Here is a 13,084-nt window from a genome sequence, read left to right on the forward strand (position 1 = left end):
CGCCGGCCTGAGTCCCTGACTGGGGGAAGTCGATGAAAGAACCGCTTGGTGTCTTGTCGCCGTTCAATCTTGGAAATCTCCGGCTGCGGAATCGCGTCGTCGTCGCTTCGCATACGACGAACTATGCCCACGACGACGGCACACCCAGTGACCGAATGATCGCGTACTACCGCGCGCGGGCTCGGGGTGGGGCCGCTCTGATCGTCTGCGAGAGCGTCCGTGTCCACCCGCTGTCGAGGACGCGCCAGAAGCTTGCGATCACCTCACCCGACACAGTCGAGCGGTTCGGGCAGCTGACCGCTGCAATCCACGCCGAAGGCGCATCGTGTGTGGTCCAACTGGCGGAACACGGTCGCCACTTCCCCAGCGACAGGTCAGTGTCCTGGAGTGCATCCGACGTCCCTTGGACAGTTGGCGCTCCGGTACCACACGCGTTGGATCGAGGCGAGATCCGGGAGATTTCGGAGGGCTTTGGCCGGGCAGCAGCTCTGATGGAGCGCGCAGGTGCTGATGGCGTCGAGGTGCACATCGGACACGGGCATCTCCTCCAGCAGTTCCTGTCTCCGCTGTCCAACGAACGCCACGACGAGTACGGCGGCGGTACCGAGCGCCGGATGCGCTTCACCACTGAGGTGCTCGATGCTGTGTTCAGCGCCGTTGGGTCCGAGTTCCTGGTAGGCATCCGGCTGTCTGCGAGCGAGATGGCCCCCGGCGGGCTCGAGCTCGACGACATGCTGGACATCACCGCACGTCTCAACAGCAGATTTCCTTTGAGTTTCCTCAGCGTCAGTCAGTCCGCCTTCACGGCTCGTGGTGGATCACTGAGCACGCTGGCTCCGGACAGCTATTTCGGCCCGATGCCGTTCAAGGAATTTCCGAAGGCCTTCAAGGAAGCCTTTCCAGGGCTTCCGGTGATCGCGGCCGGCCGAATCGATGATCTGGCCGCAGCCGATTCGCTGGTCACCGGAGGATATGCCGATCTCACGTCGATGACGCGGGCGCACATCGCCGATCCCGACCTCGTCGGCAAGTGGCAGCGGGGAGCCGGCAGCACGATCCGGTCGTGTATCGCCTGCAATCAAACCTGCTTGAAGAACCTCGAGTTCGATCGCCCGATGAGCTGTCTGGTGAATCCCGACGCGGGCGAGGAGTTCCGTCTCGCGAAGCCAAGTGTTCGCGCCGCTGCTCGTGACCGGGTGCTCGTCGTGGGCGGCGGGCCGGCCGGTATGGAGGCCGCCGTGTGGGCGTCGCGTTCCGGCAGTTCGGTAGTACTCGCAGAGCGTGCGACTCGGCTTGGCGGTCAGGTGCGGCTTGCCGCGGCCGTCACAGGACGCGAGCGGCTCGTCCTGCTAGCGGATGAACTGGAACGGGAAGTCGCCGACGAGCGCATCGACGTATGCCTCGACCGAAACGTCACCGTCCAAGAGATCTTCGACGGAGGATTCGACGCAGTGATCCTTGCAACTGGGTCTCGTGAACCGGCTCGGACGTTAACTGGCTACGGTCCACTGCTCGGTCCGTCTGCGGCAATCAGCTCCGGAGATGGTACGAAGGGACCGGTGGCGATCATCGACGAGGACGGTGGATGGACCGCCTGCAGTCTGGCGCTGCACTTGGCCAGGAACGGCCGGCGGGTTTCGTTCGTCACGCCGTTGCGTGAGTTCGCCGGCCAGCTCGCCGTCCAATCGAGGATCGGCGTGGCCGAAAACATGCGCCAGGCGCAGGTTGACGTGCATTTGCTGCGCAACCCGCTGTCGTGGTCCGCAGCGGATGGACTGGTCGTGGAGGATGTGGTCGGTGGCGCGCTGCACGCCGTCAAGGGCGTCGAGAACGTTGTGATGGTGGCTTCCCGGGTAGCGAATGATGAGCTGGCCAAGGGATTGGCGGAAGCGGCCTATCCAGGTCGGGTCGTTTGCATCGGTGACGCCTACGCGCCGCGAACCTGCCGTGAGGCCGTCCGCGAGGGTCGCGAAACAGGTCGTGCTGTATGCGCTCCAGCCTGACTGTCGTCAGAACTCGAGCAAATTGTGGCGGAAGAGCTGGTGCGAGTAGCCGGCTCGTACCAGACCGCGTCGTTGCAACGCCGGAACCAGGCCGTCGGTGATCTCGGTGATGTAGCGCCGGTGCAGTCGCTGCATCGGAGGGTTGATCAGGAAGCCGTCGCCGCCGACCTCCGCCATGATCGCGCCCATCCGGTCGGCGACCTCGTCCGGCGTGCCGATCAGCTCGACGGTCTGCTCGATCCCGAGCCCGACAAGGTCGCGGAGGTTCTTGCCGCTGTCGTTCTGGCCGAACCACTCCAGCGCGAACTTCTCGCCGGCTGTGGTCACCGCCGGGAGCGGCTGGTCCAGGTCGAAACGGGAGAAGTCCACATTCGTGATCTTCGAGATTTCACCGAGGATGTACTCGACATGCACGTCGCTCTTGACGAGGCGATCGACCTTCTCGCGCGCAGCCTCAGCCGTTTCGTCGACCACCGGATTGACCAGGAACAGGACCTTGCACTGCCCAGGCTCGCGGCCATGGGCGGCCAGCAGCCGATGGATCTCGTCACGATAGGCCTTCATGTTCGCTACCGTGTCGCCGATCGCGATGATGGTATCTGCGTACTTGGCTGCGAAAGTCATTCCCCGCCCGGATCTGCTGGGCTGGCAGATGACGGGGCGGCCCTGCGGTGGCGGAGCGGTGTTCAGGGGGCCCCGTGACTTGTAGAACTTCCCTTCGAAGTTGATGGCGTGGACCTTCGTGTGGTCAGCGTAGATCCCGCGTTCCCGGTCTTTGACGATCGCCCCCGGCTCCCAGGAGTCCCACAATTTCTGGACGAGATCGACGTACTCGTCCGCCATGTCGTAGCGGAGGTCGTGTTCCGGAAGCTTGTCGATACCGAAGTTCTGGGCGGCGAGCTCATCGTTGGACGTGACAACGTTCCAGCCGTATCTTCCGTGCGAGATGTGATCGATGGTCGCGGCAAAGCGTGCGGTCATGAACGGCGGGTAGAAGGTCGTCGACATGGTCGAGACAATCCCGAGTCGGGTCGTGGCGTGAGCCATCAGGACGGCGAGCGGCAGCGAGTCGTGCTTGGGCACGGAGGCGTGCTTGAGCGCAGCCTCCATAGAACCGCCGTAGGCGTTCGACACGAACGGTTTGTCCTCGATCAGAACGTAGTCGAAGCAGGCCCGTTCCAGACTCTTCGCCAGCTCGATGTAGAAGCCGCCGTCCCACGGCTCACCGCCCGATCCCCAGGCCTCCGTCCACGCGTCGGCGATGAACGTGCAGAACCAGCCGAGATGGAAGCGATTCGCCGGCATGAGAGCCTCCCTGGAGCGTTCCGATCGTTGGTCTACGGTGCGCTGCGATCTATCACGGAGTACGTCTGATGAAAGCGCAGTAACGGGAAGTCGCGGTCCGATGGAAGGTGCAGCTCGACCAGATGTCCAAGGACGATCATGTGGTCCCCGGCGGCGTACTCGGCAGTGGTACGGAAAGTCATACCGACGAGCGCGCTGTCGAGCACGGGGACGTTACCTGGACGGCACCGTGAATGAGGGATGCCATCGAGGTGATCGGTCTTCGTCCGTGAGCGCGCCGACGACCGTTCTGCGATCGCGACATCTGCCTCGCGGAGCACCGAGACCGACCAGGCGCGTGCGTTTCTGACTGCAGTTTCGAACTGCGACCCGATCCTGACACAAATCAGTGCAAGGGGTGGCGAGAAGGAGACCGGCGTGAACGTCGTCGCGGTGATGGTGTGGTCGACGCCCTCGGAGCACGTGGCGATAACCATCACGCTGGAGGCGATGTGCGTTAGAACCGCATGAAAGTCAAGACTCTGCTGCCCGCTTCGATCGAGTGGGTACTCGGCGTCCACGGATGCGGAATGGCTCTGGGCTCCTGGCATTCGCCACCTCAGCACTCGATCCGTATGATGACACAGAGATCTCGGTGTGAGTATTCACCGCAATGCTGAAGCCAGACTGATGTCATCCTGATGTCGGCGCTCAGATCTTCGACGGGTGTTGTGCCAGCGGTGTGACCTGGATCCTCAGGTACGGGAACAGCGGCAGGCTGGACAGGATGTCGTGGAGGTCGTCGTTGGACTCGACGTCGAAGATGCTGATGTTCGCGTACTCGCCGACGATCCGCCACAGCTCCGGCCAGGCGCCGGACTGCTGGAGTTCCACGGCCCGGGCCCGTTCGCGCGCGAGGAGGGTGGCGCGCGCGTCCGGGTCCAGGTCGGGCGGCAGGTGGACATCCATGCGGACGTGGAAGAGCACTAGTTCCCCTCGAGTTCGAAGTCGTACCTGACCCGCCGGACGCCGGTGCCGTCGTCGACCGGGTCGAGGATCAGTTCGGGCTTGGTCGCCTCGGCCACGTCGGAGTCGAGCCAGTCGCCGCCGGCGAAGTACAGCTGGGTGGTGATCGTACGATGCCCGCCGGCGCGGACCATCAGGTGCAGGTGCGCCGGCCGCCACGGATGCCACCCGGCCGCCTCGATCAGTTTGCCGGTCGGGCCGTCGGTGGGGATCTGGTACGGCGTCGGCTGCACGGTCCGGATCTCGAAGTTGCCGTCGGCATCGGTCACCGCGATCCCGCGCAGGTTGCCATCCGGTAGTCCGGTGCGAACCCGGAGTAGTAGCCGTCGGCATCCGCGTGCCAGATGTCCACCTCGGCGCCGGCCAGCGGCGTACCGTCGAGGTCGCGGACGTGGCCGGACAGGACCAGTGGGGTGCCCTTCTCGTTCGCGCGATGTGGCAACTCACAAGAGGACGAAAGCCGTACTTGGTCGGGAAGGTAGTACGGACCTTCAATTGTTCCTTTGGTGCCGTGTTGGGTGGTGGCTGCGACTTCCTCGACGACGTGTTCTACGAAGACGTCCATGAACAGAGGCCATTCGCCGACCTCGCCGACCGCCATCAGCCACGCCTTCGCGGCCTGGAACTCGGGGTACGTGACCTGGTTGTCCCGGATCGCCGCGTGCACACCCTGGAGTACGGCGGTCACGACGGCGCTCACCCGCTCGGGGGAGACGTCGGCGCCGACCCGGGCGCGATCCTTGAAGTTGGAGCTGGCGTTTGCGCCGGAGCCGGCCGCGGTCGGTGAATCGTGCACTGCGGTCATCGGAGTTTTCCCTTCACCGGTTGAGGATCCGGCTGACGTCGGTGGGGTTGACGAGGTCCGGTACGGTCCAGCCGTCCAGGTCGTACTCGTTGAGCATGGTCTCGGCGAAGCCCTTCATCGCCGCCGTCTCGCCCTGTGCTTCGGCGGCGAACAGGATCTCCGCCTTCACGTTCTCGTGGTTGCCGGAGTAGTTGCGTTCGTACAGCTCGTGCCGCCCGCCGAACTCCGTACCGACCGAGTCCCACAGCGCCTTCATCAGCTTGGTCCGCTCGACCGCGTCGTACCCGTTGGAGCCGCGTACGAAGCGGTCCAGGTACGGCCGTACTTCCGGAGTCTTGAAGTCGACGGCGTTGGAGTTCAGGTAGATGAGGCGGGAGGCGACGTCCTGCTGGATGATCTCCTTGACCCGCGGGTAGCCGGTGATCATGAACTGCCGGTAGATCAGCCCGTAGTCGAGCTTCGGCAGTACGGTTCCGTTCGGGCCGGGGTCCGGGTTCAGCGCCATCGCGTCGGCCATGCAGCGGAAGAGGTTCCGCCAGCCGATCACTTCGCCGACCCGGGTCTGGACGCCGCGGAAGTCCTTGCTGCCGGTGCATTCGAGGGCCTTGAGCAACAGTCCGGCGATGAAGTCGAGCTTCACCGACAACCGGATGCAGCCGTGGAACGTGAACCGCGGGATGAACCCGGACTGCGGGAAGAACCCGTTGATCTTGTCGACGTCGCCGTACAGGAAGATGTTCTCCCACGGCACCAGGACCTTGTCGAAGACGAAGATCGTGTCGTTCTCGTCCATCCGGCTGGACAGCGGGTAGTCGAACGGGCTGCCCATCACGTCGGCCTGCATGGTGTACGACGGCCGGCAGATGAGCTTCACACCAGGAGCGCTCATCGGGACCGTACAGATCAGCGCGTACTCCTTCTTCTTGATCGGCAGACCGTAGTGCGCGATGAAGTTGTAGTTGGTGATCGCCGAACCGGTCGCCACCACCTTCGCGCCGGAGACGATCACGCCGGCGTCGGTCTCCTTCTCGACCCGCATGAAGATGTCGCCGGCCTCGTCCGGCGGCAGGTTGCGGTCGACCGGCGGGTTGATGATCGCGTGGTTCCAGTACAGGACCTTCTCCTGCGACTCCTTGTACCAGCGCTTCGCGTTCTCCTCGTACGGCTGGTAGTCCGCCACGGCCGGCACGAGATCGTCGTGGCCGCGCCTTCGAGCAGCGGAGCGGTCGGACCGTCGCCCCAGCTTGGGGCGCGATCCGCAGGCCGCCCGGCGAAGTGCCAGGCGACGTCGAGCTGGTCGTCGGCGAGCACGTTGATCGCGAACGGCTTGCCGTCGAGGTACTGGCACGCCTTGGACGTGCGGGTGAGCGTGACCTGCGCGAGCGCGGGCTCGAGGCTCACCGCGGTGAAGGCGTTGACGGTCGCGCCGTGCGGGCCGCCGTCGTCGCTGGTGCAGGTCACCACGGTCACGCCGGTGGCGAACTGGCCGAACGCGTTGCGGAGTTCTCGCGGATCCATCGGCCCTACCTCCTCAGTTGTACGCTTTGCGTACAGCTCGTACGCCAGGCGTACAACAAGACCATGGGTGTGCTCGCGATCGACTGTCAAGAGCTCAACCACTTTTGGCGTGGAAGGATGCGGTCATGAGCGAGCGCGACCATGTGCAGAGCATCGAGCGCGGCTTTGCCGTTCTGCTCGCGTTCGACGCGGACCGGCCGACGCCGACGCTGGCCGAGCTCGCGTCGGCGACCGGCCTGTCGCGGCCCGCCGTACGGCGGATCCTGCTGACCCTGCAGAAGCTCGGGTACGTCGCTGCGCAAGGCACCCGGTGGACCCTGACGCCGCGGGTGCTGACGATCGGCCAGCACTACGCCGCGACCCACAGCTTCCTGGAGACCGCGCAGCCGCACCTGCTCCGGCTGGCCGAGGAGACGCAGGAGTCGGCCTCGCTCGCGCAGCTCGACGGCACCGATGTCGTGTACGTCGCCCGCGTGCAGGTGCGCCGGGTGATGGCGATCTCGATCGACGTGGGCAGCCGGGTGCCGGCGCACGCGACCTCGATGGGCCGGGTACTGACCGCGTGGGCGGATGCGGACGTGGTGGAGGCGGTGCTCGCGGCCGGGCTGCCTCGGCTGGCGCAGCGGACGATCACAGATCCGACCGCGTTCCGCGATGCCCTGCACAAGGTTCGCCAGGACGGGTACGCCGTCGTCGAGTCGGAGCTGGAGGACGGTCTGCTGTCGGCCGCCGTACCGGTGCGGACCCCGGACGGTGCCGTACTCGCGGCGCTCGCGTACTCGACGACGGTCGGGCGGCATACCGAAGAGCAGCTCGTCGAGAAAGTGATCCCGGTGATGCAGGAGACCGCGGCGGCGATCTCGGCCGATCTCCGTTTGCTCAGCGGGACGCGGCGTCTCGATGCGCAGGCCCGCGACGGGTTCTACTGAACGAGGGCCTTGAGGACGGCCAACGTGCGCGCGAGCTGCGGCGCTTCGTCGTTCGCGCGGGTGGCGGCGGCCAGCTCGACGGTCGCCGTTCCGCCGAGCGCCTTGTACGCCACTCCGGGCACCCGCAGTTCTGCGACAGGTTCGGGTACGACCGCGATCCCGAGGCCGGCGGCCACGAATGTCACGAGCGTCGACGTCTCCGCCACCTCGTGCCGTACCCGCGGCTCGAAGCCGGCCTCCCGGCAGCGCGCCAGCACGGTGTCGTGCATCACCGATCGCCCGCCACCCGCATGGATCACGAAGTCCTCGCCGGCCAGTTCCTCCAGCCGGACCCGGCGCCTTTCGGCCAGCCGATGCCCGTCCGGTACGGCGACGATCAGCCGATCGGCCCGCAGTACGTCGACCTGCAGCGACTCGTCCTCGACCGGCGGCCGCAGCAGCCCGAGGTCGATCCGGCCGTCCGCCAGCGCCTGCGCCTGGTCCGGCGCGAGCATCTCGCCCTGGACGGAGACCTCGACGTCCGGAAGCTCCTCGCGCAGCGTCCGGACCAGGTGCGGCAGCAGGCTGTACGTCGCCGAGCCGACGCAGCCGATCACCAACCGGCCCTGCAGTCCGGCCGCGACCCGCTGCGCCTCGCCGGCCGCGGACGAAACCGCGGCGATGATCTGCCGGGCGCGGATCAGGTACGCCTCGCCCGCGGGCGTGAGCTCGACGCGTCGCGTCGTCCGGCTGAGCAGTTGCAGGCCGAGCTCGCTCTCGAGCTGCCGGATCTGCTGGGACAGCGGCGGCTGCGCCATGTGCAGCCGGGCCGCGGCGCGGCCGAAGTGCCGCTCCTCGGCGACTGCGACGAAGTACCTGAGATGGCGAAGCTCCACCTCATTGATATTGGCAGAGTCTTGATCGGGCGTATATGGGTATTTCTCCATATCGGTGTGCGCCGCCTACCGTCGAGGGCATGAGCGATGTGGTGATCTGCGAGCCGATCCGTACCCCGGTGGGCCGCTTCGGCGGCGCGCTGGCGGCGCTGTCCGCGGCCGAGCTCGCCACCGCTGCGCTCACCGAGCTGGTACGGCGAACGGGCCTGCGCGAAGGTGATGTCGACGACGTCGTGCTCGGCCAGTGCTACCCGAACGGCGAGGCGCCGGCGATCGGCCGGATCGCGGCGTTGGACGCGGGGCTCGGTGTCGGCGTGCCAGGGGTTCAGGTGGATCGCCGGTGCGGGTCCGGGTTGCAGGCGGTGCTGTACGCGGCCGGGATGGTCGCGACCGGTGCCGCCCACGTGGTCGTTGCCGGAGGCACCGAATCGATGTCGCAGGTGGAGCATTATTCGGTATTGCGAACCGGTGTCCGGGGGAGCGTGGAGCTGAGCGACCGGCTGACCCGCGCGCGGGAGACCGCCGGCGGGAAGTTCCATCCGGTTCCCGGCGGGATGGTCGAGACGGCGGAGAACGTGGGCCGGATGTACGGCATCACCCGCGAGGAGCAGGATGCGTACGCGCTGCAGTCCCATCAACGGGCCGTCGCGGCACAGGCCTCGGGGCGTTTCGCCGACGAGCTGTTCGCGGTGGAGGTCCCGGGTCGCCGCGGCACCAGCACGCTCGTCACCGCAGACGAGCATCCCCGCGCGGACACGTCCCTCGAGAGTCTCGCCGCTCTTCGCCCCGTTCAGGCGGACGCTGACGCGACCGTCACCGCAGGCAACGCAAGCGGGCAGAACGACGGCGCCGCCGTCTGCATCGTGACTACTCAGGAGGAGGCCGACCGCCGAGGTCTGCGTCCTTTCGTCAAGCTGCGTTCATGGGCGGTGGCCGGGGTCGGACCCGAGGTGATGGGCATCGGCCCGGTCGCCGCTGTCGCCGCCGCGTTGGCCCGCGCCGATCTCACCCTCGACGACCTCGACCTGATCGAGCTGAACGAGGCGTTTGCGGCGCAAGTGCTGGCCTGTCTGCGGGAGTGGAAGGTCGACCCTCTGGACGACCGCCTGAACCCGAACGGCTCGGGCATCTCGCTCGGTCACCCGGTCGGCGCGACCGGCGCGCGGATCCTCGCCACGCTCGCCCACGAACTCCGGCGGCGCAACGGCCGGTACGCCCTGGAAACCCTCTGCATCGGCGGCGGCCAAGGCATTGCCGCGGTTTTCGAGGCCGTCCGATGACGGTCGCCCATCGGATCACCGGCCGGCCCGGCGCGCCTACCGTCGTACTGTCGAACTCGCTCGGCGCGACCTGGGAGATGTGGGACGCCAACCTCGCCGACTGGGAGCAGCATTTCCGGGTCGTCCGGTTCGACACCCGCGGTCACGGGCGCTCGCCGGTACCGCCGGGTCCGTACACCATCGACGACCTGACCGACGACGTGGTCGAGCTACTCGACGCGCTGGAGCTTGAGCGGGTGCACTTCGTCGGTTTGTCGCTCGGCGGGATGATCGGCTTGCGGCTCGCCGCGCGTGAGTCCGCCCGGGTCGACCGGTTGGTGGTGCTGTGCACGGGCGCCCGGCTCGATCCACGGTCGGCCTGGTCGGAGCGGGCTGCCTTGGTCCGCTCGGACGGTACGGCGGCAGTGGCGGAGGCTGTCGTACGGCGGTGGTACACGGAGGACTGGATCGCGGAACATCCCCAGGTACGGAAGGAGTCCGAGGAGATGGTTGCCTCGACGCCGCCTGACGGGTACGCCGCCTGTTGTGAGGTGATCGCGACGATGGACCTACTCGCCGACCTACCGTCCGTGACGGCGCCGACGTTGGCGATCGCGGGTGCGGAGGACCCGGCCACGCCGCCGTGGCAGCTCGAACGGATCGCCGCGACCGTTGCTAACGGCAAGCTTCTCGTCGTACCTGACTCGGCGCACCTGGCGTCGGCGGAGCGTCCCGATGTGATCACGCCCGCTGTCGTCGCACACTTGCTGGAGGATAGATCGTGAGCATCGACAAGGTCGTCGCCACCGCTTCGGCCGCAGTCGCTGACGTACCGGACGGGGCGAGTCTCGCGGTCGGTGGGTTCGGGTTGGCCGGCATTCCGTGGTTCCTGATCGAGGCGCTGCTCGAACAGGGCGCGCGCGATCTCACCGTGGTGTCGAACAACTGCGGCGTCGACGGCGCGGGTCTCGGTCTGCTTCTCGAACGCGGCCGGATCAGCCGGGTGATCGCGTCGTACGTCGGGGAGAACAAGGAGTTCGCACGCCAGTACCTCGCGGGCGAGCTGACGGTCGAGCTGACACCTCAGGGCACGCTCGCCGAACGACTGCGCGCGGGCGGCGCCGGCATCGGGGCGTTCTTCACCCCGACCGGCGTCGGAACGCTGGTGTCCGAGGGCGGGCTGCCCTGGCGGTACGCGCCGGACGGTACGGTCGCGATCGCATCGCCGCCGAAGGAGGTGCGGACGATCCAGGGCCGCGAGATGGTGCTCGAGGAGTCGATCGTCACCGACCTCGCACTGGTCCGCGCCGCCGTCGCGGACCGGGCCGGGAACTGCGTCTTCCACGCCGCGGCCCGAAACTTCAACCCAGTCGCAGCAATGGCCGGCCGCCTGACGATCGTCGAGGCCGAACAGGTCGTCGAAGTGGGCGAGCTCCCTCCGGACACCGTTCACCTACCAGGCGTCTTCGTCCAACGCGTCGTACCGCTCACGCCTGAGCAGGCGCGGTCGAAGCGGATCGAGAAGCGCACCACCCGGGAGGCCTGAGATGGCGTGGACGCGTGACGAGATGGCGGCGCGGGCGGCTGCGGAGCTGAACGACGGGGAGTACGTGAACCTCGGCATCGGCCTGCCGACGCTGATCCCGAACCACCTCCCGCCCGGCTCCTCGGTCACCTTGCAGGCGGAGAACGGGATCCTCGGCGTCGGCCCGTTCCCGTACGACGACCAGGTCGACCCGGACCTGATCGACGCCGGCAAACAGACCGTGACCGTCGTGCCGGGAGCGTCGTACTTCGACTCCGCCACCAGCTTCGCGATGATCCGCGGTGGCCACATCGACGTCGCCGTACTAGGCGGCATGCAGGTCTCGGCGTACGGCGACCTCGCGAACTGGCTCGTCCCCGGCGCGATGGTCAAGGGCATGGGCGGCGCCATGGACCTGGTCAACGGCGCCCGTCGCGTCATCGTCCTGATGGACCACCGAACCCGCCAAGGCGCCCCGAAACTCCTCCCCACCTGCACCCTCCCCCTCACCGGCCGTCGCGTGGTCCACCGCGTAATCACCGACCTGGCAGTCCTGGACATAGCCCAAGGCACTTTCACCCTGATCGAACTGGCCCCCGGCGTAACCCACACCGACCTACAAGAGGCAACCGCCGCCCCCATCACCTGAAATCCCCCGCGCTGTCGCTGGTTGTCCCTGGGCTCGGCTATAGTCGGCGCGAATCTCGGGGGCTTGTGAGACTTTCTGGAGGGGAAACCTATGAAGTTGCAGCGTTTTGCGCTCGCAGCGGCCGCAGTCGGCCTGATTTCGGCCGCGGCCGCATCTGTCCCGGCAACCGCCGCCACACCGGACAACACGCACGGCTGGGCGGCCAAGGCCACGCCCAAGACCAAGGCGGCCACCGCGGACGCCTGCTTGACCTCGATCGCGTCGCCGACCGCGGCCGGCACCGTGGACGGCGTGGACATCGAGGCCACCCGCCCGGTGAAGACTTACCCGTACGGCGACCCGATCAAGTTCGTCGGCACTCGGGCGAACTCGACCTGGTACCTGGCGTCCAACTCGTCGGCGACCCAGTTCTACTACTACGGCCTGTTCCTGCAGGGCGGAAGCCTGTACCGCCACACGACCTACCTGCCGGACAGCAAGCCGCCGGTGGCGACGTTCAAGAAGGTCGGTTCGGGCTGGACGAGCTTCAAGTCCATCGCCACCTCGAACTACAGCGTCGGCCTGCCCCGGCACCAGTACCTGTACGGCCTGAACAGCAACGGCAGCCTGTACCGGTACTCGATCGTCGGCGCCGGCTTCAAGTCGCTCGGCCCGCTGCCAGGCTTCCGTGGCTTCAAGGCGATGACCGTCCTCAGCGAGAACGCGACGTACGACACCCTGCTGATGACGACCAACGCCGGCGCGCTGTGGACCGTCCACATCCCGGTCGCGGCTGGCGCGAAGCCGGTTCTGAAGCTGGTTCGCTCCTCGGGCTGGGCGGCGTACGAGTCGCTCGTCGTCTACGGGTGCGGTGACCGTGGCGGCTCCCTGGTCGTCGGCGTGGACCGCGACACCAAGTCCGGCGACCTGTACGGCATGAGCAAGGCGAACGGCTCCAAGACCGCCTTCCTGTCCTACGGCAAGGTCCCGACGACCTTCAACGGTGTCGACGCCGTGTCGATCACCACGCACTACGACCAGCTGGTCGGCGAGTAAGACTTTCTGCACCAATGAACCAGGGGCGTCGCGACAGTGCCGCGGCGCCCCTGTCTTGCGCTCGGCAAGGGAGACAGCCTGTGCTGCGTCGTAGAGGCACCAGTGTTGCGTGGGCAGGAGCCCTGTGCCTCTTGATTGCGGGATGCTTCGCACCGAGCGACCCGGAGGGTGTGCCA

Annotated in this window: 12 protein-coding genes and 2 pseudogenes; 7 read left to right on the forward strand and 7 right to left on the reverse strand. The window is 67.0% G+C overall.

Annotated features, from left to right (window positions below; translation table 11 throughout):
* The first annotated feature begins 32 nt into the window (after window positions 1–32).
* Complete coding sequence (locus tag ACFYRU_RS28050; protein WP_387663770.1) at window positions 33–2,003, forward strand: FAD-dependent oxidoreductase; 1,971 nt, start codon at window positions 33–35, stop codon at window positions 2,001–2,003.
* 6 nt (window positions 2,004–2,009) lie between these two features.
* Here ACFYRU_RS28050 and ACFYRU_RS28055 read toward each other — a convergent pair whose 3' ends face one another.
* The 6 genes and pseudogenes from ACFYRU_RS28055 to ACFYRU_RS28080 all read right to left on the reverse strand — a co-directional run.
* Entirely contained in the window at window positions 2,010–3,308 is a 1,299-nt protein-coding gene (locus ACFYRU_RS28055; protein WP_387663772.1) for an NtaA/DmoA family FMN-dependent monooxygenase, read from the reverse strand.
* A 32-nt stretch (window positions 3,309–3,340) separates the two neighbouring features.
* A complete protein-coding gene (locus ACFYRU_RS28060) occupies window positions 3,341–3,868 on the reverse strand; it encodes a flavin reductase family protein (RefSeq protein WP_387663774.1) in 528 nt (175 codons plus the stop codon).
* A gap of 130 nt (window positions 3,869–3,998) precedes the next feature.
* A complete protein-coding gene (gene catC / locus ACFYRU_RS28065; RefSeq protein ID WP_387663776.1) occupies window positions 3,999–4,274 on the reverse strand; it encodes a muconolactone Delta-isomerase in 276 nt (91 codons plus the stop codon).
* Window positions 4,274–5,118, reverse strand: a pseudogene (gene catA, locus ACFYRU_RS28070) (catechol 1,2-dioxygenase). The gene catC and the pseudogene catA overlap by 1 nt, the downstream one beginning before the upstream one ends.
* Before the next feature lie 13 nt (window positions 5,119–5,131).
* The gene (locus ACFYRU_RS28075) at window positions 5,132–6,298 is read right to left on the reverse strand and encodes a 4-hydroxyphenylacetate 3-hydroxylase family protein (protein WP_387663778.1); all 1,167 of its coding nucleotides are present in this window, start codon (window positions 6,296–6,298) and stop codon (window positions 5,132–5,134) included.
* Between the two features lie 47 nt (window positions 6,299–6,345).
* Window positions 6,346–6,636, reverse strand: a pseudogene (locus ACFYRU_RS28080) (flavin reductase family protein); the annotation flags it as partial.
* Window positions 6,637–6,761: 125 nt separating this feature from the next.
* Here ACFYRU_RS28080 and ACFYRU_RS28085 point away from each other — a divergent pair.
* Window positions 6,762–7,565, forward strand: coding sequence for an IclR family transcriptional regulator C-terminal domain-containing protein (locus ACFYRU_RS28085; RefSeq protein ID WP_387663780.1), 804 nt, complete (start codon window positions 6,762–6,764; stop codon window positions 7,563–7,565).
* Here ACFYRU_RS28085 and ACFYRU_RS28090 read toward each other — a convergent pair.
* Entirely contained in the window at window positions 7,559–8,440 is an 882-nt protein-coding gene (locus tag ACFYRU_RS28090; RefSeq protein ID WP_387663782.1) for a LysR family transcriptional regulator, read from the reverse strand. The two genes, ACFYRU_RS28085 and ACFYRU_RS28090, sit on opposite strands and share 7 nt — an antisense overlap.
* 80 nt (window positions 8,441–8,520) lie before the next feature.
* Between ACFYRU_RS28090 and ACFYRU_RS28095 the strand changes: the two genes are divergently transcribed.
* The 5 genes from ACFYRU_RS28095 (at window position 8,521) to ACFYRU_RS28115 (ending at window position 12,908) form a co-directional block, all read left to right on the forward strand.
* Window positions 8,521–9,720 (forward strand): acetyl-CoA C-acetyltransferase, encoded by a 1,200-nt coding sequence (locus ACFYRU_RS28095; RefSeq protein WP_387663784.1) that lies wholly within the window; start codon window positions 8,521–8,523, stop codon window positions 9,718–9,720.
* Complete coding sequence (pcaD, locus tag ACFYRU_RS28100; RefSeq protein ID WP_387663786.1) at window positions 9,717–10,484, forward strand: 3-oxoadipate enol-lactonase; 768 nt, start codon at window positions 9,717–9,719, stop codon at window positions 10,482–10,484. Before ACFYRU_RS28095 ends, pcaD begins: the two co-directional genes overlap by 4 nt.
* A 2-nt stretch (window positions 10,485–10,486) precedes the next feature.
* The gene (locus ACFYRU_RS28105) at window positions 10,487–11,245 is read left to right on the forward strand and encodes a CoA transferase subunit A (protein WP_387666027.1); all 759 of its coding nucleotides are present in this window, start codon (window positions 10,487–10,489) and stop codon (window positions 11,243–11,245) included.
* Window position 11,246: 1 nt separating this feature from the next.
* Window positions 11,247–11,873 (forward strand): CoA transferase subunit B, encoded by a 627-nt coding sequence (locus tag ACFYRU_RS28110; protein WP_387663788.1) that lies wholly within the window; start codon window positions 11,247–11,249, stop codon window positions 11,871–11,873.
* 90 nt (window positions 11,874–11,963) lie between these two features.
* The gene (locus ACFYRU_RS28115) at window positions 11,964–12,908 is read left to right on the forward strand and encodes a hypothetical protein (protein ID WP_387663790.1); all 945 of its coding nucleotides are present in this window, start codon (window positions 11,964–11,966) and stop codon (window positions 12,906–12,908) included.
* Window positions 12,909–13,084: the final 176 nt, after the last annotated feature.

This window comes from Kribbella sp. NPDC004536, from assembly GCF_042873835.1.
Taxonomy (GTDB): domain Bacteria; phylum Actinomycetota; class Actinomycetes; order Propionibacteriales; family Kribbellaceae; genus Kribbella.

Excerpts from the sequence above, each read along its gene's own strand:
- ACFYRU_RS28050 (WP_387663770.1), top strand. The coding sequence starts at position 33 with ATGAAAGAACCGCTTGGTGTCTTGTCGCCGTTCAATCTTGGAAATCTC.
- ACFYRU_RS28055 (WP_387663772.1), bottom strand. The coding sequence starts at position 3,308 with ATGCCGGCGAATCGCTTCCATCTCGGCTGGTTCTGCACGTTCATCGCC.
- ACFYRU_RS28085 (WP_387663780.1), top strand. The coding sequence starts at position 6,762 with ATGAGCGAGCGCGACCATGTGCAGAGCATCGAGCGCGGCTTTGCCGTT.
- ACFYRU_RS28095 (WP_387663784.1), top strand. The coding sequence starts at position 8,521 with ATGAGCGATGTGGTGATCTGCGAGCCGATCCGTACCCCGGTGGGCCGC.
- pcaD (WP_387663786.1), top strand. The coding sequence starts at position 9,717 with ATGACGGTCGCCCATCGGATCACCGGCCGGCCCGGCGCGCCTACCGTC.
- ACFYRU_RS28110 (WP_387663788.1), top strand. The coding sequence starts at position 11,247 with ATGGCGTGGACGCGTGACGAGATGGCGGCGCGGGCGGCTGCGGAGCTG.
- ACFYRU_RS28115 (WP_387663790.1), top strand. The coding sequence starts at position 11,964 with ATGAAGTTGCAGCGTTTTGCGCTCGCAGCGGCCGCAGTCGGCCTGATT.